The sequence below is a fragment of the Marinomonas foliarum genome, assembly GCF_016906065.1.
In the GTDB taxonomy this organism is placed as follows: Bacteria; Pseudomonadota; Gammaproteobacteria; order Pseudomonadales; family Marinomonadaceae; genus Marinomonas; species Marinomonas foliarum.
This window is the reverse complement of sequence record NZ_CP070273.1, coordinates 1,738,592-1,762,513: the sequence shown is the minus strand read 5'-3', so window position 1 is coordinate 1,762,513 and position 23,922 is coordinate 1,738,592. Positions and strand designations below refer to the sequence as shown.

The following is a 23,922-nucleotide window of genomic DNA, read 5'->3' as shown; positions in this document are numbered from 1 at the left end:
AAACGGTTAAAACCTCTTTATGGATCTACTCGAACGCCGCTCAGTTTCCGCTTTAGCGCTGATCTATTTATTCAGAATGTTAGGCTTATTCCTCATTATGCCCGTCATCAGTGTAGCGGCTGATGGGCTATCGGGAGCGGATGCAGCTTTAATAGGCACCGCGATCGGTATCTATGGCCTTACACAGGCTAGTTTACAGATTCCAATGGGCATGTGGTCCGACAAAATTGGCCGTAAACGGGTTATCGTTATTGGTCTTTTGTTGTTTGCCGTGGGGAGTTTGATTTGTGCTAATGCTAATGACATTACGACGTTAATAGTAGGGCGAGCGGTTCAGGGTGCTGGAGCTATTGCCAGTACCTTAATGGCCTTATTAAGCGATGTAACTAGAGAGCAAAATCGTACCAAGGCTATGGCGTTAGTTGGTGTCAGTATTGGCGCATCTTTTATGTTGTCCTTGGTTTTGGGGCCATGGCTATTTGCTCTAATTGGTCTTTCTGGTCTGTTTTATTTGTCTTTTGCATTATCTTTACTGGGTATACTCTTGATCATTTTTGCTGTGCCGAATATCGTCCAGCATACCTTTCGACGTGATACAACACCAAGTCTTACCGCTTTAAGTTTGGTTTTGAAAGACTCAAAGCTGCGCTTTCTTAATGTGAGTGTCTTGTTGCTGCACGCAAGCTTGACAGCTATGTTTGTGACGGTGCCAAACTTATTAATTCAGCAGTTTGATTTACCCTTATCCGAACACAGTTTGTTATACTTGGCGATCATGGGTTTTGCCTTTGTTGGTATGTTACCATTAGTCATTATTGCTGAATCAAAAGGCAAAATGAAAGGCGTTTTAATCGCCGTATTAATTTTGTTAGGGTTAAGTGCAATCGCATTGCAGTGGGCGCCTTATCTGTGGATTTTTGCTGCCTTACTGTGTGTGTATTTTGTTGGTTTTAATTCATTAGAAGCGGTTTTGCCATCTCTAGTGAGTAAGTTGGCCCCTGTAGGGTATCGCGGAACGGCCATGGGGGTGTTTTCTACCCACCAATTTATGGGGTCGTTTTTAGGTGGTATTGGCGGAGGCTGGTTGTTACAGCATCATTCTAATGGTGGTATTTTTTGGGTAGTTGGTGTTGTATTTTTGGCTTGGTCTCTCGTTTGTTTGACTCAGCCAGCACCTCGTCAATTGAGTGGTTTGGCGTTTAGTTTACCTAATATGAATAATGAAGAAATAGCAAAGTTAGCGGATCAACTTGCTGAAATCCAAGGAGTGGAGGGCATGCAAATTTTTAAAGATGAGCAAACTGCTTATCTGAAAGTCGATAAAAAAATATTAGACAAAGATGCGTTGATGCGATTAGCCCCGCAAGTGCGTCTTTAAAACACCTTATTTATTTTTTAGTTGGAGAAAAGCCTCATGGCACGTGGAATAAACAAAGTCATCTTAATCGGTAACGCAGGCAATGATGCTGAAGTGCGTTTTATGCCATCAGGCGCTGCGGTTGCGAACGTTAACCTAGCGACAACAGAAAGCTGGCGTGACAAGCAAACAGGACAAATGCAAGAACGTACAGAATGGCACCGTGTGTCTTTTATGGATCGTGGTAATTTCCGTCTTGGGCAAATTGCGGGCGACTTTATTAAAAAAGGCTCTAAAGTATACGTAGAAGGGTCGTTGCGAACTCGTGAGTGGGAAAAAGATGGTGTTAAACGTTATACGACTGAAATTATAGCGAATGAAATGCAATTGTTAGACGGTCGTGGTGACAACGCAGGTCAGCAAGGTGGCGGTTACGATTCTATGCAGGGCGGTGGCGGTTATGGCCAAGCGCCACAACAGTCTGCGCCTCAGCAAGGTGGTTACAATCAAGCTCCTGCTCAACAACCAGCTGCACCAGGTGGATTTAATCAGCCTCAAGGTGGCGGCTATGGTCAAGCACCGCAACAGGCGGCTCCTCAGCAGGCAGCTCCACAACAAGCTGCTCCACAGTCTTTTGGTAGCTGGGGTAATGCACCACAACAGGCACCAGCGCAAGCGGCACCACAGCAACGCGCACCGCAGCCAGCACCTCAACAGCGTGCACCGGCTCCTGAGCCAAAGCCTCAGCAAGCGCCAAACTTTGACGACTTTGATGATGATATCCCGTTCTAAAACATACATGTTTTACGACCATTAAAGTAATAAAGGCTCCTTTTAGGGGCCTTTATTGTTCTATAGTGGTGTGCTAAATATGACGAGTAAATCAAAGAGGGTTTAGGTTGTGAACGACGAAGATGAAACGTCTTTGTTCGCGCAAGAAGTGGCGGGTATTAAGCCACTTAAAAAAAGCGAAGTGTATCTGGGTAAGAAAGGCCCTCAGGTCGATTTCTCCGCTCGCCAAAAGGCGGCGTTGATCGCTAAAGAGGCGGACAGAAATCATTTGTCGCAAGACTATGTTGAAAAAGTTGAACCAAATGATGTGCTTGAATATAAGCGATCAGGCGTGCAAGACGGTGTCTTCAAGCGTCTCAGGCAAGGGAAGTATGGAATAGAGGCGCGCTTGGATCTGCACCGACATACTGTCGCTCAGGCACGAGAGCAGGTATTTCAGTTTGTTGATGATTGTATGCGCAATGACATTCGTGTTGCGATTATTGTGCATGGTAAAGGTGATCGTACGCCAGATCCTGATTTTCGAGCCATGATTAAAAGTCATATTAATAAGTGGTTACAAGAACTTGAAACGGTTATGGCGTTTCATAGTGCACAGCGTCATCATGGCGGTTTGGGGGCTGTGTATGTGCTGTTTAAAAAGACGGAAAAAGCACGTTTAGATGATTGGGAAAAACATCAAAAACGTTAGCGTACGGCGTCGTCTTGTACGTGGAATTACGTTAGTTCGTGCAGTAAAAGCCATGTTTTTGTTATAATCACGCCACTTTGCTGTCTTGGACTTATGTTGTCTTGAATGTATCCAAGCTGCCCCAAAATAATGTAATTATCGTATTCTGATTCTATCGAGGTAGAGAATGGCAAATAGCACCGCGCACCATCCTGCATTTACGTTTCTTCGCAGTGAGTTTATCGATGCTCTGAATGTGACAGTTCAAGAGTTTGAGCACACAGTTACGGGCGCTAAGCATTTTCACATCGCGTCTGAGAATGACGAAAATGTCTTTTTAGTTGGCTTAAAAACCGTGCCAACTGATTCGTGCGGCGTCGCGCATATTCTCGAGCACACTGTATTGTGTGGTTCTGAGCGTTTTCCTGTACGCGACCCATTCTTTATGATGATTCGACGTTCGTTGAATACCTTCATGAATGCCTTTACCTCTTCCGATTGGACGGCTTATCCGTTCGCCAGCAAGAATAAGAAAGACTTCCATAATTTGTTGGGCGTGTATCTGGATGCGGTGTTCTTTTCCCGTCTAGATGAACTGGACTTTTCTCAGGAAGGTCACCGCCTAGAGTTTGCAGAGCCAGATAATGCAGAATCTGAATTGACCTTCAAAGGTGTAGTATTTAATGAAATGAAAGGCGCGATGAGCTCAACGACATCTGTCTTGTGGCAAACGCTGACCAAATACTTGTTTCCGAATAATACTTACCATTTCAATTCGGGTGGTGAGCCATCTGATATCCCTGATTTATCTTATCAAGATCTATTGGCCTTTTACCGCACCCATTATCATCCTTCGAATGCGGTCTTCATGACCTTTGGTGATATTCCTGCTGAAACACTACAAGCCGAGTTTGAAGAAAAAGTACTAAGCCGCTTTGAGCGTTTAGACGAGCAAGTTAGTGTGCCGAATGTGAAGCGTTACTTTTCTCCTATACGAGTGGAGGAAGGTTACGCAGCAGATGAAGTGAAAGAAGATGGTAGCCATGTGGTTGTTGGTTGGTTATTGGGTGAAAGTACCGACTTAAATCAGCAGTTCGAAGCACAATTGCTGTCTAGCGTTTTGCTAGATAACAGTGCTTCGCCTTTGATGCGTGTATTAGAAAATAGCGAACTTGGCCGTGCGCCATCTCCTCTGTGTGGCCTTGAAGACAGCAACAAAGAAATGAGCTTCATGTGCGGATTGGAAGGTGTGAAGCGTGAAGACGCAACGAAAGTAGAAGCCTTAGTTTTATCTACACTGGAAAGCATTGCAGAGAATGGTATCCCACAGGATATGGTTGATGCCATGTTACACCAATTGGAACTAAGCCAGCGTGAAGTCGGTGGTGGTAGCTATCCATATGGTTTGCAATTGATTCTGGCTGGTTTGTCGACGGCCGTACATGCCGGAGATGTGATTGCCCAGCTTGATCTTGATCCTGTTATCACTGTGATGCGAGAGAAAGTACAAGACCCGCAATATATTCCGAGTTTGATTAAAAATTTGTTGTTGAGCAATGCGCATCGAGTCACGATCACATTGAGCCCTGATGATGCACTAGAAACGCGCCGAAATCAGGCTGAGAAAGATCGTCTTAGTCAGATTAAAGCGGCCTTGTCTGATTCGGATAAGCAACAAATTATTGATCGTAGTGCTGCATTGAAAGCCCGTCAGTCGCAAATTGATGACATGAGTATTCTACCAAAAGTAGGCCTAGAAGATGTGCCTGCGCGTTTGCCTGAATATGAAAATGAGAAGGTGATGGGGGATTTGCCTATTACTTTCTATCCGCAAGGTACAAACGGTCTGGTTTACCAGCAGTTAGTGATTGACCTGCCTGAGCTGGATGCAGAAGAAACGGAATATTTGCCTTTATTCTCTTCAATGATGACGGAGCTGGGCATTGGCGAAGCGGATTATCTTGCTGTTCAAGAGCGTCAAGCTCAAGTCTGTGGCGGCTTAGGTGCTTCTAATTCGATTCGTGCCACCATTAAGGACCGTCAGGACTTGAATGGTTATTTCATCTTGTCATCGAAAGCCTTGGTGCCAAATGTTAAAGCCATGAGTGAATTGTTGAAAGACACTATGCTTAATGTACGCTTTGATGAAGCAAGTCGAGTTAAAGAGCTGGTGGCTCAACGTCGTGCTCGTCGCGAACAATCTATTACGGGCCAAGGGCACTCGTTAGCGATGACGGCAGCGTCCAGTGGTATTTCCGGCTTAGCTACTCAGCAAGAAAAATGGAGTGGCATGTCTGGCATTCGTTCTGCGATTGCGCTGGATGATGCGATGAAAGCAGACAGTAACACCGTTGAAAACGTGTTGGCTATTTTCAAGCGTTTGCATACTAAGTTGTTGCAAGCGAAGAAACAGATTTTATTGGTTGCAGAACCACAGCATGAAGCGAATGTCTTGAGCGAAGTTCAGACCGTTTTTGCGGATCTACCAGTGGGTATTGGGCAGACTCCATTCTCAATGGCTCCGGTAGACTCTAAAGTGAATGTTGCTTGGCTGACATCGACTCAAGTGAACTTCTGCAGTAAAGCATTTCGCACTGTCTTTGGTGAGCATCCTGATGTTGCTGCATTGACTGTGCTGGGAGGCTTCTTGCGTAATGGTTTCTTGCATCGAGTGATTCGCGAGCAGGGTGGTGCTTACGGTGGCGGTGCGACGTTTGATGGTAGCACTGGCTCGTTCCGCTTCTACTCATACCGTGACCCGCGCTTGACTGAGACCTTGTCAGACTTCGATGATTCTATTGAATGGATGATAAATGAAGAGCACACAGAAGATGCGCTTGAAGAGGCTGTTTTAGGTGTTATTGGTTCAATGGACAAACCAGGCTCGCCTGCGGGAGAAGCGCAAAGCGACTTCTATGTGCAGTTGCATGGCCGTAGCTTGGCCTACAGAGAAGCGTTCCGTGCTAAGGTTTTGGCGGTAACGGTTGAGCAATTACAGCAAGTGGCTAAGACATATTTAACAAAAGAAAATGAAAACGTCGCGGTAGTAACGTCCACATCAAAACGTACGGAACTCGAAGCGTTAGGGTTTGATATCCAAACCCTTTAAAAATAACTTGATAACAAAAATATAAAGCAGTTTTTACTGACGGAAAATTAAATGGATCAGTTTCACGATATACGCCCATACAACGACGATGAGGTCGCCGAGGTGTTGAACAATTTGGTTAACACGCCAGATTTTATTAATACAATTATTGGTTTTCGCTTTGCTCAATGGCCTAAGTTTTTAAAAGTGCCTTTGGCCTTTTCGGTTAAGTTGGCTTTAAAGCGTCAAGTTGCCAATATCTCGAATGTTCATGAATTTCAGATGCGCGTTGCAAGCTATATGGAGCGCATGATCAAAACCACGACAACGAATGTTGAATACCGAGGCATTGAAAAACTAGAGAAAGGCGTAGGTTATTTGTTCTTGTCGAACCACAGGGACATCGCTATGGATCCGGCTTTTGTCAACTATGGTCTGTATCTAGCAGGGCTGGATACGGTACGCATCGCCATAGGTGACAACCTGTTGCGTCGTCCTTTTGTGTCTGACCTTATGCGACTTAATAAAAGCTTCATTGTGAAGCGCTCGGCGAATGGCATTCGCGAAATGATGGCTGCGTTTGGTCAATTGTCTTCTTATATCACCGAATCGTTAACGAAAGATCAGGCTAATATTTGGATTGCTCAGAAAGAAGGTCGTGCCAAAGATGGCTTGGACCAAACGGATCCTGCGATCATAAAAATGTTTTTCATGGGGCAGAAGAAAGAGAAAGTGCCTTTTCCTGAGGCGATGGCAAACTTGAAAGTTGTCCCGGTTTCGATTGCTTATGAATATGATCCATGTGCGTTTGATAAGGCGCGTGAGTTGCATCAGAAATCAACCACCGGGAATTATGAAAAAGCCGAATTTGAAGATATCGATAGTATTAAAAACGGTATAGTCGGCCAAAAAGGCAAGGTGGTAGTGACTTTTGGTGATGTCATAAAAGATGGCTTTGAAACTCCCGAAGAGTTTGTTGCAGAGGTGGATCGCCAAATTATTACTCATTACGCGATTCAGTCCTCGAATGAGGCTGCATTGGCATTACAGCAAGGCTTACCTAGTTCAGACAGTGCATTCAAGAGTTATCTTGAGCGTTGCCCTGAGAACCTAAGGGAAACAGTGTTGGCAATGTATGCAAATCCATTGAAGCAACAGCAAAAATATCTGAACAAATAAACATAGGGAGTAAGCTGTCAATGAATGCATGTGTGTCGGTAAGGTCTTGGATCGGCTCAATAATTTTCGCCTTTTATTATATGGTGTCCACTATTCTATTTGGTGTGCTTGCACCTTTCGCAACGGTTTTATTGCCAAAGAATTATCGCCAGCCAGTGCTGAACCTTCATAACAAAGGTCTGTTGTTTGTTTTTCGAGTGTTTTGCGGTGTGAAAGTTGAGATTATTGGTTTAGAGTATATTAATAAAGATCGTCCTGTTGTGTTGGTGGCAAACCATCAAAGTGAATGGGAAACCTATGTGCTGCAAGTGTTAATGGCACCTGTATCGACGGTTCTGAAAAAAGAGCTTTTATCTGTTCCTTTTTTTGGCTGGGGCTTACGTATGGTTCAGCCTATTGCCATTGATCGTTCCCAGCGTACGAATGCGTTGAAGCAAATTATCAGTCAGGGTAAAGAGCGTTTAGATGATGGTCGTTCTGTGCTGATTTTTCCAGAAGGAACGCGTATTGCTCCAAATAAAGAGCAAGCATTCAATAAAGGGGCGGCTATGCTTGCAACGTCTGCTGGAGTACCTATTCTACCTGTTGTGCATAACGCTGGTTATACTTGGCCTGGAAAGAAGTGGCGTAAGTATCCAGGCTCAATTCGCGTAGTTATTGGCCCTATTATTGAATCCGAAGGTAAGAAAACGTCTGCATTACATGATGAAATGGATGTGTGGATGAGGGCAGAAATGGCGAAGCTGCCTAAAGGAAATGACTTTTTGTTCTAGTTAAACTTATGTGCTGAATTGAAGTCATAAAAAAAGCCGCATCAATGATGCGGCTTTTTTAGTTGCATAGGTTTTATTTATGCAGAGTATTTTTTGAATACTAGACTGGCGTTAGTGCCGCCAAAACCAAAGCTGTTAGACATGATTAGGTTCAAGTCTGCATTATCTTTGCGAGTCGTTACTACAGGAATGTTTCCTGCTGCTTCATCAAGCTCGTCAACGTTTGCTGATGCGGTGATGAAATTATTTTCCATCATTAGCAAGCAGTAGATTGCTTCATGAACGCCTGCTGCACCTAGAGAGTGACCAGACAAAGATTTAGTCGAACTAATCAGCGGGATTTTATCGCCGAAAGTTTCGTTGACTGCTTGTAGCTCTTTCATGTCGCCAGCAGGAGTACTTGTGCCATGAGTGTTGATGTAATCAATATCACCATCAATTGTGCTCATTGCCATTTGCATACAACGTACTGCGCCTTCACCAGAAGGAGCAACCATGTCATAACCATCAGACGTTGCACCGTAACCCACTAGTTCCGCGTAGATTTTAGCACCGCGAGCTTTAGCGTGTTCTAGTTCTTCAATAACTAGCATACCGCCACCGCCAGCAATAACGAAACCGTCACGGTTTGCATCGTAAGCGCGTGACGCTTTTTCTGGTGTCTCGTTGTACTTTGAAGATAGCGCGCCCATAGCATCAAACATACAAGTTTGAGTCCAGCTTTCTTCTTCGCCGCCGCCAGCAAAAACGATGTCTTGCTTGCCTAGTTGAATCAACTCCATTGCGTTACCAATACAGTGGGCACTAGTCGAGCAAGCGGAAGTTATTGAGTAGTTAACACCCTTGATCTTGAATGGTGTAGCCAAACAAGCAGAAACAGTGCTGCCCATAGTTTGAGTAACACGATATGGACCAACGCGCTTAACGCCTTTCTCGCGAAGAGTGTCAGCCGAGTCAACAAGGTTTTTAGCGGAAGCGCCACCAGACCCTGCAACCAGACCAGTGCGAACATTGGATACTTGGTCTTCAGTCAAACCAGAATCTAAAATAGCTTGCTGCATAGAAACGTAAGCGTAAGTTGCTGCGTCGCCCATGAAACGGCGTACTTTGCGGTCAATGCTTTCGGCATCTAAGTCAATGCGGCCACAAACGTGGCTACGAAAGCCATGCTCTTTGTAATCCTCAGCGAAACGAATGCCAGATTGGCCTTCGCGTAAGGAGTTTAGAACGCTATCTTTGTCATTGCCTAGGCAGCTGACAATGCCAAGACCTGTTACTACTACACGACGCATAAATGTGCCTCTTTCATTCTTAATCTTTAGAAGTTATCAGTTGACGTAAATAAGCCTACACGCAAGTCTTTTGCTGTGTAAATTTCACGACCATCAACCTTAACGCTTCCGTCTGCAATTCCCATTACTAATTTGCGTTCAATAACACGCTTTAAGTGAATGTGGAAGGTAACCTTTTTTGCTGTTGGAAGAATCTGTCCTGTGAATTTTACTTCACCAGAGCCTAGTGCGCGTCCGCGCCCTTTATTTCCTTTCCAGCCAAGAAAGAATCCTACTAGCTGCCACATCGCATCTAAGCCAAGGCAACCAGGCATAACTGGGTCGCCAGGAAAGTGGCATGCAAAAAACCATAAGTCAGGGTTTATGTCTAGCTCAGCAATAATCTCGCCTTTGCCATGTTCCCCGCCTTCAGTTGAGATGTGAGTAATGCGATCCATCATTAGCATATTGCCGACAGGAAGCTGGGCATTGCCTGCACCAAACATTTCACCGTGGCCGCATTTTAATAGTTCGTCTTTTTCAAAAGATGAAGCTGTAGTCATTATAGTCCTATATCCACATCCAGCCGATGACTCAAAATGGTCTGGCGGATTGTCGTGGTCCAGTTTGCAGTAGAAAATCCAGCTGATTATATCGGTTTGGAACCCTAATATGAATGTTTGAACGGAAAAAAACCAAATTACCTGCATGAAAAATGATCATATTTACGATCTTTAGAGGGTTTGGCTAGGGTGAAAGTTATAAAAAGCCGTTTTTATAACTCGTTTGTTGTTGTCTTTTGGCATTATGTTTTCTGCTAGTATGTTTCTAATTACACTATTTTTGGTTGTTTGAGTACCTTTATGAGTTCGGAAAAAAATATAGATTTGGCTACTTGGCGCTATGAATTTGATGGTGGCCATATTCAGGGGTATTTGGGTAAAGTGGATATTACTAGATCAACGGTACACTTTCTCCATGGTAATGGCTTCTCGGTAAGAACTTACCAATCCTTTTTGAGTAAGCTTGAAGGTTACAATCTTATTATGCAGGATGCTGCTGGTCATGGTGGGTCGACAGCAGGGCAAAAATTTATTGGTTGGAATAGGACTGCCGCGCGCTTTGTTGACTCATTAAACGCACAGCGACAACAGTTACCGAAAAATGAGTTGATTGGGATTGGACATAGCTTCGGTGGTTGTATGACTGCATTAATGAGTCATCAGGAATCTTCGCTTTTTGATAGGCTGATTTTGTTGGATCCAGCATTATTTCCTCCGCGGTTAATTTGGATGATGCGCGGAGTGAAGCTTTCAGGGTTGAAAAGCCAAATACCATTGGCGCGACAGGCACGTCGCCGACGCACTCAATGGGAGAGTCTTGCTCAGGTAAAAAGTAGTTTTTTTGAAAGAGGCACCTTTAAAGGCTGGGAGCCTGATTGTTTAGAAGATTATATTACGTCATCTATCAAATGTGATGACAAAGGACATTATCAGTTGGGTTGTCCTTCTTGGATGGAGGCCGAGATTTTTTCCAGCTATCCAAGAAGGCTGTGGAGTGCGATTTCTAAAATTTCTGTGCCTACCTACATTATACAAGGTAAGGATACCTTTGATTATTTCAAAGAGGCTTATCAGTTAGCGGCTAAGTTAAATCCAAACATTCAGGTGATTGAAGTAGTGGGCGGTCATTGCTTTATGCAGCAGTATTCTGGGAAGGCGGCACAGGCTGTGTTGGATGTGTTGAAGCAAAAATAGGAAAAAGAACAAGCTCGAGGTTAGCGAGCTTGGTCTTTTAGGGGGGAGCAGGCTAGTTACGACGCTTAACTGAAGCGTTTGCCAGCGCTATAAGTGCTGCTTTGTAGTCCGATTTTGGCAATGGCTCTATTGCTGAGATTGCTAAATCGGCTTGTTCCTGAGCTTGTTGTTGTGTGTATTCGATGGCGCCGCAGTTCTGTACGTCACTGATGATGGCTTCTAACTGCTCAAGCCCACCAGTTAAAATGGCTTTTCTTACTCGCTCTATGGCCTCTGGAGAGCCATACTTCATCGTAAATATAAGAGGCAAGGTCGGTTTGCCTTCAGCAAGATCATCGCCAACACTTTTGCCCATTTCTTCAGCTGTGCTAGTGTAATCCATCACATCATCTATTAGCTGAAAAGCCGTACCTACATGCATACCAAACTGTCTTAACGCTTCTTGATATTCTGTCTTTGCACCAGCAATAACTGCACCGCAAAGGGCAGCACCTTCGAACAATTTTGCTGTTTTATATTGAATAACTTTTAAATAGCTTTCTTCTGTAGTGTCGGGGTCGCCGCAGTTGATTAGCTGCTGAACTTCGCCTTCAGCGATGATGTTGGTAGTCTTAGCCAAAATACTCATACATTGCATGCTGCCAACATCTACCATTATTTGGAAGGCACGAGAATAAAGGAAGTCGCCAACTAAAACGCTTGGTGCATTGCCCCATTCTTCATTGGCGGTTTTTTTGCCTCGGCGCATGTCGGATTCATCCACTACATCATCATGCAAAAGTGTTGATGTATGGATGAATTCGATGATGGTTGCCATTTGAATGGCTTGATCTAGCTGTGCTTTGTCTAGTTCCGTGCTGGCTCGTGCCGCTAATAAAACCAATAGCGGTCTTAAGCGTTTCCCGCCATTGCTAATAATGTAGTAGCCGATTTGCTCGATTAGGGGGATGTCACTACTAAGTTGTGACACAATATAATCATTCACTTGGCCAAATTCGTTGGCCACAACATCGTGTATTTGTATAGGTTGCATGCAATTTCCGAAGCTAAATAGTCTCAAGCTGATCAGCAAGTGTGCCTCATGCTAGGTAAGGCTTGTGTCAGGGTCAACCCAAATTACGAAAAATGTATAAAGACGTTGCTTTTAGCTTGTATTGATTGGTGTGATTTTGTACAATCTCGCGTCCGATTTACCCACATTTTGCTCCCTATCATATGGTTAGCGATTTTTATCCGATTCGGGTAAAAGTTACTGCCACTAGAAGTAGGTCAAATTCAAATTCAGTAGCCGGGTAAATCTCATTGGAGAAGAACATGTTTGCAGTGATCAAAACTGGCGGTAAGCAATACCGTGTAGAAGAAGGCCAAACCCTTAAGGTTGAGAAATTAGCTGTTGAAGAAGGCGGCGCGATTCAGTTCGATGACGTTCTTCTTGTTTGCAACGGCGACGACGTTAAAGTTGGTGCACCAGTTGTAGAAGGCGCTAAAGTAACAGCTGAAGTTGTTGCTCATGGTCGCGGAGACAAAGTGAAAATTTTGAAATTCCGTCGTCGTAAGCATTCTATGAAGCGTATGGGTCATCGTCAGTGGTTCACGGAAGTGAAAATAACTGGTATTAACTAAGCGCTAACTATTCAAATTTAAGGAGTAAGTCATGGCTCATAAAAAGGCGGGTGGTAGTACTCGTAACGGTCGCGATTCCGAGTCGAAACGATTAGGTGTCAAACGTTTTGGTGGTCAAGTTGTGATCCCAGGTAACATCCTTGTTCGTCAGCGTGGTACGCAGTTCCACCCTGGTGCTGGTGTTCAAATTGGTAAAGATCACACTTTGTTCGCTGTTGTTGAAGGCCAAGTGAAGTTTGAAGTGAAAGGTAAGTTTAAGCGTCGTACAGTTTCTGTCGTAGCTGCTTAATCGCTTACTAAAAACTTAAAAAAAGCTCCGCGACGCGGGGCTTTTTTTTTGGAAGAATTCTATAATCAGTGTTATTGAAACTGATTAAACCACCGAAGAGGTGTTACTGTGAAATTTGTTGATGAAGCCAGTATCTATGTAAGAGCAGGTAAAGGCGGAAATGGAGCGTTGAGCTTTTGGCGTGAAAAGTTTGTTGCTAAAGGCGGCCCTGATGGCGGTGATGGCGGCAATGGCGGCAGCGTAGTGTTGGTTGCTGATGAAGCGCTAAACACCTTGATCGATTTTCGTTTTACGAAAAAGTACATCGCGGAAAGTGGTGAAGGCGGTCAGGGGCGAGACATGACTGGCTCCAAAGGGCCAGATTTAGAAATTAAAGTGCCTGTCGGTACGACTGTCATTGATGATGATACTGGTGAAACGCTTGGTGATCTTGTTCGTGATGGCCAAAAGCTAAAAGTGGCTCAAGGTGGTCATCACGGTCTAGGAAATACTCGATTCAAGTCTAGTACTAACCGTGCGCCGCGTCAGACAACGAAAGGAACTGTTGGTGAAGAGCGAACGCTGAAGCTAGAAATGAAAGTATTGGCGGATGTTGGCTTGCTGGGTCTTCCTAATGCGGGTAAATCGACGTTTATTCGTGCGGTTTCTTCTGCTAAGCCAAAAGTAGCGGATTACCCTTTTACGACCTTGGTGCCAAACCTTGGTGTGGTAAAAGTTAAAAAGCATCAGAGTTTTGTTATTGCCGATATTCCAGGGATTATTGAAGGGGCTTCTGAGGGTGCGGGTCTTGGTATTCGTTTCTTGAAGCACTTGGTGCGTAACCGTATCTTGTTGCACATCGTTGATTTGGCGCCTTGGGATGAAATTACTCCTGCAGAGGCGGCCGTGATTGCAGTGAATGAATTGCATCAGTTCAGCCCAGCCTTGGCAGAGCGTGACCGTTGGTTGGTCTTGAATAAAACAGACATGGTTCCAGAAGGCGAGTTAGAAGAGCGTTGCCAGAGTGTTATTGATGCGCTTGGCTGGGAAGGTAAAGCGTACCGCATTTCAGCAATATCTGGCGAAGGCACAGAAGTGTTGTGTTTGGATTTAATGACGGCGCTTGATGAGCAACGTGAGTTGCTAATGGAGAGCCCAGAGGCGCGTGAAAAAGAGAAAGCGGTTCGAGCGTTGATTGATGAAGAAGGTCGAAACCGTATTATGTCATTACGTGAAAAACGTCGTTTGGAAGGTAAGATGCTTGACGATGACGACTTTGATGATGACGATTACGATGTGGATGTAGAGTACGTTAGCTAATCTGATGAGTAGGAAAAAGTAGTATCATGGATATGCGAGAGAAAATAGCGAAGGCGCAGCGTATTGTCGTTAAAATCGGTAGTGCGTTATTGACAAATGATGGGCAGGGGTTGGATGTTGCTCGAATTGGTCTTTGGGTTGCTCAGATAGCCGAGCTGCGAGCGCAGGGGAAGGAAGTTGTTCTAGTTTCTTCTGGCTCTATTGCTGCTGGCATGAAGCGTCTTGGTTTTTCTTCTCGCCCCACTCAAGTGAATGAGCTTCAAGCCGCTGCTGCGGTAGGGCAAATGGAGTTGGTGGGGGTGTATGAATCTCATTTCGAGAAACATGGTCTGTGTACGGCTCAAATACTGCTAACTCACGATGACTTATCTAATCGCCGACGTTATTTAAACGCTCGATCTTCGTTGCGAACTTTGCTTGGTTTTGGTGTTGTACCCATAGTTAATGAAAATGACACTGTTGTAACTGATGAGATTCGTTTTGGCGATAATGACACGCTGGGTGCCTTGGTTGCTAACTTGGTAGAGGCTGATGTGTTAGTTATTTTGACGGATCAGCATGGTTTATTTGATAAAAATCCTCGTGATCATAAAGATGCAACATTAATAGCTCATATTTCAGCATCGGATGATCGGCTTGAATCAATGGCAAGCGGTGGCGCTGGTTTGCTAGGTAGCGGTGGTATGCTTACGAAAGTTCGAGCGGCGCGTTTGGCTGCTCGTTCTGGAGCGGATACCTTGATTGCTTCTGGTCGCGAAGAAAATGTGATTGTTCGCGTAGCTTCCGGTGAGGTGCTGGGAACCTGGCTGCAGCCGGAGCACGGAAGAGTGGCTGCCCGTAAACAGTGGTTGGCTGGGCATCTTAAGAGTCGCGGTGCTTTGATCCTAGATGATGGTGCGGTGAAAGCACTGCGTAAAGAGGGTACTAGTCTTTTGTCTGTGGGTGTAAGAGATGCTCAAGGTACTTTTTCTCGTGGTGATATGGTGATTTGCGTCGATTTGCAAGGTGGTCTAGTGGCCCGAGGTTTGGTGAACTACAGTGTTGCTGAGACATTGAAGTTATTGGGTCAGCCTTCTTCTAGTATTGGTGAAATTTTAGGCTACAAAGGTGAGCCCGAACTAATTCATCGCGACGATTTGGTTATTATTTAAAAAGAGGTTGTCATGGCAAAGCCTGGTAAAGTGGGTTTGGATCGCGTCTTAAGTGCGTCAAAATATTCCTATCAAGGTTTGCGTGCCCAGTGGAAGCATGAGGCGGCCTTTCGCCAAGAGGCTTTTTTGTTTTTGATTTCTTTGCCTTTTGCTATTTGGCTTGGTGATACTGGTCTTGAGCGCGCTGTGCTGATTTTTTCGGTGGGTATGGTGTTGATTGTTGAGACGTTTAATTCCAGCGTTGAGGCGGTGGTTGATCGTATTAGTCCTGAGCACCATGAGCTGTCTGGTCGGGCAAAAGACTTAGGGTCGGCTGCGGTTATGCTGGCTTTGGTTTTAGCCGCTATTGTTTGGTTGGTTATTCTGTTTGGGTGATGTTGTTCGAGCGGAGTATTTAGATAGAATTTAGATATAAAAAAACCGGCATTTGCCGGTTTTTTTATAGGTGTTAGGCCAGTGCTTTGATTTTAGCACTCAAGCGGCTCTTATGACGAGCTGCTTTGTTTTTGTGATATAGGCCTTTGTCTGCGGCTTTGTCTAGCTTAGAAGTTGCTAGAACGTAAGCTGCTTGTGCGTCAGCTTGATTGCCTGCTTCGATAGCCGCATCTACTTTTTTCAAGTACGTGCGAACCATTGAACGAAGGCTACCATTGTGAGCGCGGCTTTTTACTGCTTGGCGCGCGCGTTTTTTTGAACCGGCGGAATTTGCCACGGTCTGGCTCCTTTAATTTGGAATAAGTTATGACCCAGCACTGTGCTGTGTCATGAAATTAATGTCAAGTTTTAACTTTGAAATCTCGCGGCGGATTTTACCAGTTTTTAGCGCAGTCACAACCCTATTATACAAATTTTAATCAAATGAGCTTATATATTTGGCTGCGCTCTAGCTGTTGCAGGTGTTATTCTTGATGCATCTGTCTATTGTCTAAGTCGTAATTTCTTATGTCTGAAAAAAAGATTGCCACCAATAAAAAGCCTAAGTCTTTGTCTTTATTACGTTCTGGTGTCCTGGTTTCTATTTGTACTTTTCTTTCTCGTATTCTTGGGTTGGTGAGGGATGCCGCTTTGGCTTATGTTTTGGGGGCAAGCGGAAGTGCAGATGCTTTTTATGTGGCTTTTAAAATCCCTAACTTTTTTCGTCGTTTATTTGCGGAAGGGGCGTTTGCTCAAGCATTTGTTCCAGTATTGAGTGATTACCGCGTTAAAGAAGGTAAAGATGAGGTGCGAGCTCTGATTTCTGCGGTATCTGGATCGCTTGCTTTGGTGTTGCTGTGTATCACTGTAATTTTTATGGTGTGCGCACCTTGGGTTGTTTACGTATTTGCACCCGGTTTTGCAGGTGATGATGGTCAAGCTGCATTAGCATCTGATTTGCTGGTCATTACTTTCCCTTACTTGCTGTTCATTTCCTTAACAGCTTTGGCGGGTGGGATTTTGAATGCTCATGGTGAATACGCAGTGCCGGCAATCACACCGATCTTTTTAAATATCTCTCTTATTGTTGCGACGGTGTTTTTTGCTCGTACTGTTGCGCAAGCTGAAACGGCGGTTGCTTGGGGGGTGTTTTTTGCGGGACTGATTCAGTTGATATTTCAAGTGCCGTTTTTGGCGAGGTTGCGATTGCTGCCAATGCCGACATTGGGGTTTCGTCATCCAGGTGTGAAACGAATTTTGCTTTTGATGGGGCCGGCGCTGTTTGGGGTTTCCGTAAGTCAGATTAATTTGTTGTTAGACACAGTGCTGGCGTCTTTTTTACAGACGGGTAGTATTACTTGGCTGTATTTGTCTGATCGATTGTATGAATTGCCGCTGGGTATTTTTGCTATTGCCATCAGTACGGTTATTTTACCTTCGCTATCTCGTAGTTTTTCTGGTGGTGAAGCGTCGAAGTTCTCGGAAACACTGGATTGGGCGTTGCGAATATTGTTGCTGATTGCTATTCCGTCGTCGTTGGCGTTGTTTATGTTGGCTGAGCCTTTGATTGCGACGATTTTTTATCGTGGTGAGTTAACGGTAAACGATGTTCAGATGGCAGCGCAAAGTTTGCAGGCATATTCGTTGGGTTTGGTGTTCATGATGCTGATCAAAGTATTGGCGCCAGGGTATTACGCGAGACAAGATACCAAAACGCCTGTGCGTATAGGTATTATTGCTATGGTATCAAATATGGTGCTGAACTTGATACTGGTCTGGCCGCTTGGGCATGTTGGACTGGCGTTGGCGACAAGTTTGTCGGCTGGCTTGAATGCTTTCTTACTATGGCGCGGTTTGTATAAGAAGCAATATCATGTTTTTTCAGCTCAGTGGGGGCGTTTGCTACGTATATTGTTGACTGCTACGTTGGCGCTTGGTGGATGTTTGTACTTGTTTCTTCTGCAAGACTGGCAGTGGACGCAAATGGATGACTTGTATCGAGTAGGTTGTACTTTGTCGGTGGTGGTTAGTGGTGTGCTAGTGTATGTGCTTGTCGCTGTGATTGCTGGGTTGCGCCCTTCAATTTTAAAGCATTAGATGTCTATGATGTGTTTTTGTCTTTGATTGTTAGTTTGCACAGCTTGTTCAAGTTCTGGCCTACCTTCATCTGGTTAACTGCTATATAATCCGTGGTATTTTTTTCGACGCTGGATTTAATTGTTTTGTACGGGGTTCTATGGAGTTAATTCGCGGTATTCATAATATCCGTTCAAAGCATAAAGAATGCGTGCTGACGATAGGGAATTTTGACGGTGTTCATTTAGGGCATGGTGCAATATTGGCACGTGCTAAAGCTTTGGCTAAGCAATACGATGCGCCAGCCGCTATTATGATTTTTGAGCCTCAACCGAGAGAGTTCTTTGCTCCAGATACGGCGCCAGGTCGCATTGGTCGTATGCGAGATAAGGTTAGGTTATTGGAAGGGCAGGGTATTGATTATGTACTTTGCATGCCATTCAATCCCAAACTCCAGCAATTAGATGCACAGGCATTTTGTCAGCAAATTTTATTAGATGGCTTGTCAGTAAAGCATTTAGTTGTGGGTGACGATTTTCGTTTTGGTTGTGATCGACAGGGGGATTTTTACTATCTGCAAGAATTTGGTAGTCAGCATGGCTTCGATGTCGAAAATACACCCTCGGTGTTAAATGCTCTGAATGAACGAGTGAGTAGTACTTTAGTTAGAAAAGCGCTAGAGCGTGGTGATATTTCGGCAGCACAAATGAACATGGGGCATGCGGTTTCTTTAAGTGGTCGTGTGATACATGGACAGCAGTTAGGGCGAAAATTAGGCTTTCCAACAGCGAATGTACATCTTAAAGGGATTAAGGCTGCGTTGTCAGGGGTGTATGCCGTGACTTTTATGGTTGATGGCATTTCTCATAATGGTGTAGCGAATATCGGTGTGCGTCCTACTGTTCAAGGTAAAACGCCGATATTAGAGGTGCATTTATTAGATTTTACCGGTGATCTGTACGACAAATACGTTCAGGTTACTTTCTGTCATTTCATTAGGGCAGAGCGAAAAATGGCCAGCTTAGATGCGCTGGAAAAACAAATTCAATGTGATAAAGAAGAAGCGTTACGCTTTTTTGCTAATCAGTGAAAAGATGATCTTTGAGGATGAACCGATAAACCATGAGTGATTATAAACCGACACTGAATTTGCCAGATACTAACTTCCCAATGCGTGGAGATTTGGCAAAACGTGAACCTGCAATGCTTAAGCGTTGGCAGGATATGGACCTATACCAGAAAGTACGTGATGTAAGTAAAGGCCGTAAATCTTTTATTCTTCATGATGGCCCTCCGTACGCAAATGGCAGTATTCACATTGGTCACGCAGTTAACAAAATCCTCAAAGATATTATTGTTAAGTCAAAAACTGTTAGTGGCTTTGATGCGCCATATATTCCTGGTTGGGACTGTCATGGTCTACCAATCGAGCATAAAGTTGAGCAGCTTATAGGTAAGGCCGGAACGAAAGTATCTTATAAAGAGTTTCGTGCAAAATGCCGCGAATACGCTTATACGCAAATTGAAGAACAGAAAAAAGACTTTATCCGTTTGGGTGTGATGGGTGATTGGGAAAATCCTTATCTGACAATGAATTTTGTCACCGAAGCAAATATCGTTCGTGCTCTGGGAAAAATCGCTGAAAACGGTCATTTGGTAAAGGGCTTTAAGCCGGTTTACTGGAGTGTAGTCGGTGGTTCTGCCTTGGCGGAAGCGGAAGTGGAATACCAAGATAAAACGTCTTTGTCCTTGGATGTACGTTATGCTCCACAAAACGAAGTGGCTTTGCTTGCCAAATTCGCAGATGTTGAGGGTGAAGGCAAAGTGTCTGTTGTTATCTGGACAACGACGCCTTGGACGCTTCCAGCAAGCCAAGCAGTCTCTGTTCACCCTGAATTTAACTATGCGTTAGTTGAAGTTGACATGGGCTTGGGCAAAGAGCGCTTGATTGTTGCTGAAGACATGGTTGAAGGTGTTATGTCTCGCTATGGCGTAACAGAATTTCGCATTGTTGGTCGTGCTGTTGGGGCTGACCTAGCAGGCACTGTGTTAAACCACCCTTTCTTAGAGCGTGATATTCCTGTCATCTTAGGTGAGCACGTAACGACTGAAGCGGGTACCGGTTGCGTACATACGGCACCAGATCACGGCGTAGACGACTTTAATGTTGGCCGTGAAAATGGCATTGGTACAATCAATCTTGTTCAAGATAACGGTGTTTATTCTGATGCGGCTGGCGAATTTGCTGGTTTGCATGTCTATAAAGTAGATGGTGCCATACTTGAAGCATTAAATCGTAACAGCGCTTTAGTGTTTGAGTCTAAGATCTTCCATAGCTATCCACATTGCTGGCGTACCAAAACGCCACTTATTTTCCGTGCAACGCCTCAGTGGTTTATCAGTATGGCCAAAGAAGGTTTACTCGATGCCGCAAAACATGCTGTTGAAGGTGTGAAGTGGGTACCAAGCTGGGGACAAAACCGCATGGAAGGGATGTTGAATAACAGCCCTGATTGGTGTGTGTCTCGTCAGCGTACTTGGGGTGTGCCGATTGCGTTGTTTATCAATAAAGAGACTCAAGAGCTTCACCCTGAAACACCTCGTTTGATCGAAGAAGTCGCTAAACGAATCGAAGTGGAAGGCATCGACGCTTGGTTTGAAATGGCAGCAGAAGAATTGTTGGGTGCGGATGCTGAAAAGTACAGCAAGGTTACTGATACCTTGGATGTGTGGTTTGACTCTGGTGTGACTCATTATTCTGTTATCGATCAGCGTGACGAGCTGAGCTTCCCTGCTGATTTGTATCTTGAGGGTTCAGATCAGCATCGCGGTTGGTTCCAATCATCTTTGAAAACGTCCATTGCAGTGCGTGGTGTGCCACCATACAAGCAAGTGCTGACTCACGGTTTTACCGTAGATGGCGACGGCCGCAAAATGTCGAAGTCTCTGGGTAACGTCTTGTCGCCTCAGAAAGTGATGGATACGCTAGGTGCGGATATTATCCGTTTGTGGGTTGCGGCAACGGATTACACCACTGAAATGACAGTGTCTGATGAAATCCTTAAACGTGTAGCGGATTCTTATCGTCGTATTCGTAATACGGCGCGCTTTATGATGGCGAACCTAAATGGTTTTGAGCCAGCGGAACATATGGTGCCTGCGAGCGAAATGATTGCTTTGGATCGTTGGATTGTAGATCGTGCTGCCTTGTTGCAAAAAGAGTTGAATACCGCTTACAACGAATATCAATTCCACACTGTTAACCAAAAAATCCAGAACTTTTGTTCTGTGGATTTGGGTGGTTTCTATCTGGATGTCATTAAAGATCGTCAATACACAACGCAAGAAGATAGCTTAGCGCGTCGTTCTGCTCAAACAGCGCTTTATCATGTGATGGAGGCCTTCTCTCGTTGGATTGCGCCTATCTTGAGCTTTACGGCCGATGAAATCTGGCAAACTCTGCCAGGTGAGCGCGGTGAGTCTGTTTTCTTAGAAACATGGTACGAAGGCCTAGAAGAGCTATCTGGTGATGAGCCAATGGGTCGTGAATTTTGGAAGCAAGTTCTTGAAGCTAAAGTGGCAACGAATAAGGTGTTAGAAGCGGCTCGTAGCGAAGGTAAGATGAAAGCGAGCTTAAGTGCTGATATCACGCTTTATTGTAATGAAGCCTTGCAAGCGACCTTGACCCGACTAGGCGAAGAACTTCGTTTCGTTTTGATTGCTTCTGACGTTAAGGTTCTGCCTTTGTCTCAAGCGAGTGATGAGGCTATTGCTACAGACCTTGATGGCTTGAAAGTTCAGGTTGAACTGAGCAAGTACACTAAATGTGTACGTTGTTGGCACCACCGTGAAGAAGTGGGTAAACGAGAAACGCATCCTGAGTTGTGTGATCGCTGTATCTCAAACTTGCCTGACGGGGAAGGCGAAGAGCGCCTTTACGCCTAATGACTGCTTTAATTGTGTGGAAACGAGTACAGCGCTGGTGGGCGCTGGCTCTCATTCTTTTTGCTTTGGATTGGGTGACAAAGCAAGTGATATCGTCCAATTTGTTTTATGGGCAAGAAATCGCTGTTTTGCCATTTTTTGATCTAACTCTGAGATATAACACGGGTGCGGCTTTTAGTTTTCTCGCGCAAGCGGGGGGCTGGCAGCGTTGGTTCTTCTCTTTAATCGCATTTGCGGTAGCTGTTGGTATCAGTTGGCGGCTAGTTAAAATCGCAGAGACAAATCGATTGGAATCATTGGCTCTGACATTTGTATTGGGTGGTGCTATCGGTAATCTTTATGACCGATTGGTTTATGGCCATGTTGTAGATTTTCTCCAATTTCATTGGCAGCAATCATGGTATTTTCCTGCGTTTAATCTAGCGGATACTGCTATTACTATCGGTGTTATTTTAATGTTGCTTGAAGGCTTCGTGACGAAAAAGCAGGAAGGTACAAAAGAATGAATGTAATTACGGCAACAAGTCGAGTCACTCTGCATTTTGAATTGTCACTTGAAGACGGTCAAATCGTTGATTCTAATTTTTCTCAGGCTCCAGCAAGTTTTGTATTTGGTGATGGTAGTTTATTACCAGATTTTGAAACGGCTTTGTTGGGTATGTCTGCAGGGCAAGAATCTTCTTTTGTTATGTCACCTGAAAAAGCGTTTGGTGCACACAATGAAAGTAACATCCAGCGTATGCCCCGATCTCAGTTTTCTATGGATCTAGAAGAGGGGATGGTAGTGTCTTTTGCCGATATGAGTAAAAACGAATTGCCAGGCGTTATTGCTGAAATTGGCGATAAAGAAGTAGTGGTGGACTTTAATCACCCTTTGGCTGGACGCTCTCTGACATTTAGAACTCAGATTGTTGCAGTAGAGGAGGTTGCATGAGTTTTGCTATTCAACTAGCGAATCCTCGTGGCTTTTGCGCAGGAGTTGATAGAGCGATAGACATCGTTAATCGCTGCTTGGATCTTTTTGAAGCACCCATCTATGTTCGTCATGAAGTAGTGCATAATAAATTTGTCGTTGAGTCTTTAAAGTCTCGTGGTGCTGTTTTTGTTGATGAACTGGACCAAGTGCCTGATGACAATATAGTTATCTTTAGTGCTCACGGTGTTTCAAAAGCGGTTCGTGATGAAGCAACGAATAGAGGCTTAAAGGTCTTTGATGCGACTTGCCCTCTTGTTACTAAAGTGCACTTAGAAGTATTGCGTTATTCTCGCGATGGTATGGAGTGTGTTCTGATTGGCCATGATGGTCATCCAGAAGTAGAAGGGACAATGGGGCAGTATGATGACCGTCAAGGGGGGGCTATTTATCTAGTAGAAAGCCCTGCTGATGTTGAGAAGCTTAAAGTTAAAAATTCTGAGCGCCTCGCCTTTGTTACTCAAACAACATTGTCTATGGATGATACTTCTGTTGTTATCGATGCGCTTCGCAAAAATTTTCCGATGATTCGTGGACCGAAGAAAGATGATATTTGTTATGCAACGCAAAATCGTCAAGATGCGGTGAAGACGTTAGCGCAAGAATCTGAATTGGTCCTTGTGGTGGGTTCTGTGAATAGCTCTAACTCAAACCGTCTACGCGAACTAGCAGAAAGAATGGGAGCAAAAGCTTTTTTGATCGATAATGCTAGTGAGATTCAGTGTGACTGGTTGAAGGGTATTCGTAGTATTGGTGTGACTGCTGGTGCTTCAGCGCCTGAAGTGTTGGTTAATGAGGTAATTGATCGTCTTGTTACAGAAGGCGGTAGCGCTCCCCAAGAGATCAAAGGTAGAGAAGAGAACGTGTCTTTTTCTATGCCAAAAGAACTTCGTATTGTTGAGGTGTAGCGCCTTTTTAATTTAATTTAAAATTTATTGAAAAAAGGGTTGCACAAAATCTGTAGATCCTTAATATACGCCCTCGCTGACACGGACAAGGCTTCAGAGCAACGAAGACCAAGTTCAACTAACTAAATATGATTTGGTTAGTCATTCAAGTTAGCACGCTCTTTAAAATAGATAATCAGATAATTTGTGTGGGCGCTCGCTAGAGGCTTCAGAAGATTGTCCGGATTGGTTTTTAACTGATTCGAGATAATCAAAAAAATTGAAGTCTTGCGAAACGTCTAACACGTCAATTCGCTTTATGTTGGCTTATTGTTCTTAGGGATGATGAGTCGATTAAGTTATTGTTAGTGTAATAGA

22 protein-coding genes are annotated in these 23,922 nt (G+C 44.4%); 18 read left to right on the top strand and 4 right to left on the bottom strand.

Annotation, left to right across the window (positions count from 1 at the left end; all coding sequences use genetic code 11):
- The first annotated feature begins 19 nt into the window (after nt 1–19).
- From JSY38_RS08155 to JSY38_RS08130, 6 genes are all read left to right on the top strand, one after another.
- The gene (locus tag JSY38_RS08155; RefSeq protein ID WP_205116403.1) at nt 20–1,378 is read left to right on the top strand and encodes an MFS transporter; all 1,359 of its coding nucleotides are present in this window, start codon (nt 20–22) and stop codon (nt 1,376–1,378) included.
- Nucleotides 1,379–1,414: 36 nt separating this feature from the next.
- On the top strand, nt 1,415–2,149 hold the full coding sequence (gene ssb, locus JSY38_RS08150) for a single-stranded DNA-binding protein (protein ID WP_114412691.1): 735 nt from the start codon (nt 1,415–1,417) through the stop codon (nt 2,147–2,149).
- Nucleotides 2,150–2,258: 109 nt separating this feature from the next.
- Nucleotides 2,259–2,840 carry a DNA endonuclease SmrA gene (gene smrA / locus JSY38_RS08145; protein ID WP_114412690.1) on the top strand — a complete coding sequence of 194 codons (582 nt, stop codon included), beginning with the start codon at nt 2,259–2,261 and terminating at the stop codon, nt 2,838–2,840.
- A 166-nt stretch (nt 2,841–3,006) separates the two neighbouring features.
- The gene (locus JSY38_RS08140) at nt 3,007–5,928 is read left to right on the top strand and encodes an insulinase family protein (RefSeq protein WP_205116401.1); all 2,922 of its coding nucleotides are present in this window, start codon (nt 3,007–3,009) and stop codon (nt 5,926–5,928) included.
- 51 nt (nt 5,929–5,979) lie between these two features.
- Nucleotides 5,980–7,086 (top strand): 1-acyl-sn-glycerol-3-phosphate acyltransferase, encoded by a 1,107-nt coding sequence (locus JSY38_RS08135; RefSeq protein ID WP_205116399.1) that lies wholly within the window; start codon nt 5,980–5,982, stop codon nt 7,084–7,086.
- A 32-nt stretch (nt 7,087–7,118) separates the two neighbouring features.
- Entirely contained in the window at nt 7,119–7,859 is a 741-nt protein-coding gene (locus JSY38_RS08130; RefSeq protein ID WP_239544435.1) for a lysophospholipid acyltransferase family protein, read from the top strand.
- A 77-nt stretch (nt 7,860–7,936) separates the two neighbouring features.
- On the opposite strand, the gene fabB is transcribed toward JSY38_RS08130, so the two are convergent.
- Both fabB and fabA read right to left on the bottom strand, forming a co-directional pair.
- On the bottom strand, nt 7,937–9,151 hold the full coding sequence (gene fabB / locus JSY38_RS08125; RefSeq protein ID WP_205116395.1) for a beta-ketoacyl-ACP synthase I: 1,215 nt from the start codon (nt 9,149–9,151) through the stop codon (nt 7,937–7,939).
- 26 nt (nt 9,152–9,177) lie between these two features.
- Entirely contained in the window at nt 9,178–9,693 is a 516-nt protein-coding gene (gene fabA / locus JSY38_RS08120; protein WP_114412685.1) for a 3-hydroxyacyl-[acyl-carrier-protein] dehydratase FabA, read from the bottom strand.
- Nucleotides 9,694–9,993: 300 nt separating this feature from the next.
- On the opposite strand from fabA, the gene JSY38_RS08115 reads away from it, so the two are divergent.
- Nucleotides 9,994–10,887 carry an alpha/beta hydrolase gene (locus tag JSY38_RS08115; RefSeq protein ID WP_205116393.1) on the top strand — a complete coding sequence of 298 codons (894 nt, stop codon included), beginning with the start codon at nt 9,994–9,996 and terminating at the stop codon, nt 10,885–10,887.
- Between the two features lie 52 nt (nt 10,888–10,939).
- On the opposite strand, the gene JSY38_RS08110 is transcribed toward JSY38_RS08115, so the two are convergent.
- Entirely contained in the window at nt 10,940–11,920 is a 981-nt protein-coding gene (locus JSY38_RS08110; protein WP_114412683.1) for a polyprenyl synthetase family protein, read from the bottom strand.
- A 281-nt stretch (nt 11,921–12,201) separates the two neighbouring features.
- Between JSY38_RS08110 and rplU the strand changes: the two genes are divergently transcribed.
- The 5 genes from rplU to JSY38_RS08085 all read left to right on the top strand — a co-directional run bounded on the left by rplU (nt 12,202) and on the right by JSY38_RS08085 (nt 15,624).
- A complete protein-coding gene (rplU, locus tag JSY38_RS08105) occupies nt 12,202–12,510 on the top strand; it encodes a 50S ribosomal protein L21 (protein ID WP_012071898.1) in 309 nt (102 codons plus the stop codon).
- Nucleotides 12,511–12,541: 31 nt separating this feature from the next.
- A complete protein-coding gene (rpmA, locus tag JSY38_RS08100; RefSeq protein WP_110577397.1) occupies nt 12,542–12,799 on the top strand; it encodes a 50S ribosomal protein L27 in 258 nt (85 codons plus the stop codon).
- Between the two features lie 108 nt (nt 12,800–12,907).
- Entirely contained in the window at nt 12,908–14,098 is a 1,191-nt protein-coding gene (gene cgtA / locus JSY38_RS08095) for an Obg family GTPase CgtA (protein ID WP_205116391.1), read from the top strand.
- Nucleotides 14,099–14,124: 26 nt separating this feature from the next.
- Entirely contained in the window at nt 14,125–15,249 is a 1,125-nt protein-coding gene (proB, locus tag JSY38_RS08090; RefSeq protein WP_114412681.1) for a glutamate 5-kinase, read from the top strand.
- A 12-nt stretch (nt 15,250–15,261) separates the two neighbouring features.
- Nucleotides 15,262–15,624, top strand: coding sequence for a diacylglycerol kinase (locus JSY38_RS08085; RefSeq protein ID WP_114412680.1), 363 nt, complete (start codon nt 15,262–15,264; stop codon nt 15,622–15,624).
- Between the two features lie 73 nt (nt 15,625–15,697).
- Here the strand turns inward: JSY38_RS08085 and rpsT are convergent, their stop codons facing one another.
- Nucleotides 15,698–15,961: a 30S ribosomal protein S20 gene (gene rpsT, locus JSY38_RS08080; RefSeq protein ID WP_012071893.1), complete on the bottom strand. Its 264-nt coding sequence runs from the start codon at nt 15,959–15,961 to the stop codon at nt 15,698–15,700.
- 230 nt (nt 15,962–16,191) lie between these two features.
- Between rpsT and murJ the strand changes: the two genes are divergently transcribed.
- The 6 genes from murJ to ispH all read left to right on the top strand — a co-directional run bounded on the left by murJ (nt 16,192) and on the right by ispH (nt 23,565).
- Nucleotides 16,192–17,760 (top strand): murein biosynthesis integral membrane protein MurJ, encoded by a 1,569-nt coding sequence (gene murJ, locus JSY38_RS08075; protein WP_205116389.1) that lies wholly within the window; start codon nt 16,192–16,194, stop codon nt 17,758–17,760.
- Between the two features lie 139 nt (nt 17,761–17,899).
- Complete coding sequence (ribF, locus tag JSY38_RS08070) at nt 17,900–18,829, top strand: bifunctional riboflavin kinase/FAD synthetase (RefSeq protein WP_114412678.1); 930 nt, start codon at nt 17,900–17,902, stop codon at nt 18,827–18,829.
- Between the two features lie 32 nt (nt 18,830–18,861).
- A complete protein-coding gene (ileS, locus tag JSY38_RS08065; RefSeq protein ID WP_205116387.1) occupies nt 18,862–21,684 on the top strand; it encodes an isoleucine--tRNA ligase in 2,823 nt (940 codons plus the stop codon).
- Nucleotides 21,684–22,190, top strand: a complete 507-nt coding sequence (lspA, locus tag JSY38_RS08060) for a signal peptidase II (RefSeq protein ID WP_114412676.1) — start codon at nt 21,684–21,686, stop codon at nt 22,188–22,190. The genes ileS and lspA overlap by 1 nt, the downstream gene beginning before the upstream one ends.
- A complete protein-coding gene (locus tag JSY38_RS08055; RefSeq protein ID WP_205116379.1) occupies nt 22,187–22,618 on the top strand; it encodes an FKBP-type peptidyl-prolyl cis-trans isomerase in 432 nt (143 codons plus the stop codon). Before lspA ends, JSY38_RS08055 begins: the two co-directional genes overlap by 4 nt.
- On the top strand, nt 22,615–23,565 hold the full coding sequence (gene ispH / locus JSY38_RS08050) for a 4-hydroxy-3-methylbut-2-enyl diphosphate reductase (RefSeq protein ID WP_205116377.1): 951 nt from the start codon (nt 22,615–22,617) through the stop codon (nt 23,563–23,565). Before JSY38_RS08055 ends, ispH begins: the two co-directional genes overlap by 4 nt.
- Nucleotides 23,566–23,922: the final 357 nt, after the last annotated feature.

Bases quoted from the DNA above. Each gene is read 5' to 3' on its own strand.
- fabA (WP_114412685.1), bottom strand. From the start codon at position 9,693: ATGACTACAGCTTCATCTTTTGAAAAAGACGAACTATTAAAATGCGGC.
- rpmA (WP_110577397.1), top strand. From the start codon at position 12,542: ATGGCTCATAAAAAGGCGGGTGGTAGTACTCGTAACGGTCGCGATTCC.
- proB (WP_114412681.1), top strand. From the start codon at position 14,125: ATGGATATGCGAGAGAAAATAGCGAAGGCGCAGCGTATTGTCGTTAAA.
- fabB (WP_205116395.1), bottom strand. From the start codon at position 9,151: ATGCGTCGTGTAGTAGTAACAGGTCTTGGCATTGTCAGCTGCCTAGGC.
- ssb (WP_114412691.1), top strand. From the start codon at position 1,415: ATGGCACGTGGAATAAACAAAGTCATCTTAATCGGTAACGCAGGCAAT.
- murJ (WP_205116389.1), top strand. From the start codon at position 16,192: ATGTCTGAAAAAAAGATTGCCACCAATAAAAAGCCTAAGTCTTTGTCT.
- JSY38_RS08055 (WP_205116379.1), top strand. From the start codon at position 22,187: ATGAATGTAATTACGGCAACAAGTCGAGTCACTCTGCATTTTGAATTG.
- lspA (WP_114412676.1), top strand. From the start codon at position 21,684: ATGACTGCTTTAATTGTGTGGAAACGAGTACAGCGCTGGTGGGCGCTG.
- JSY38_RS08155 (WP_205116403.1), top strand. From the start codon at position 20: ATGGATCTACTCGAACGCCGCTCAGTTTCCGCTTTAGCGCTGATCTAT.
- ribF (WP_114412678.1), top strand. From the start codon at position 17,900: ATGGAGTTAATTCGCGGTATTCATAATATCCGTTCAAAGCATAAAGAA.
- JSY38_RS08140 (WP_205116401.1), top strand. From the start codon at position 3,007: ATGGCAAATAGCACCGCGCACCATCCTGCATTTACGTTTCTTCGCAGT.
- ispH (WP_205116377.1), top strand. From the start codon at position 22,615: ATGAGTTTTGCTATTCAACTAGCGAATCCTCGTGGCTTTTGCGCAGGA.
- JSY38_RS08110 (WP_114412683.1), bottom strand. From the start codon at position 11,920: ATGCAACCTATACAAATACACGATGTTGTGGCCAACGAATTTGGCCAA.
- JSY38_RS08085 (WP_114412680.1), top strand. From the start codon at position 15,262: ATGGCAAAGCCTGGTAAAGTGGGTTTGGATCGCGTCTTAAGTGCGTCA.
- rplU (WP_012071898.1), top strand. From the start codon at position 12,202: ATGTTTGCAGTGATCAAAACTGGCGGTAAGCAATACCGTGTAGAAGAA.
- JSY38_RS08135 (WP_205116399.1), top strand. From the start codon at position 5,980: ATGGATCAGTTTCACGATATACGCCCATACAACGACGATGAGGTCGCC.
- JSY38_RS08115 (WP_205116393.1), top strand. From the start codon at position 9,994: ATGAGTTCGGAAAAAAATATAGATTTGGCTACTTGGCGCTATGAATTT.
- ileS (WP_205116387.1), top strand. From the start codon at position 18,862: ATGAGTGATTATAAACCGACACTGAATTTGCCAGATACTAACTTCCCA.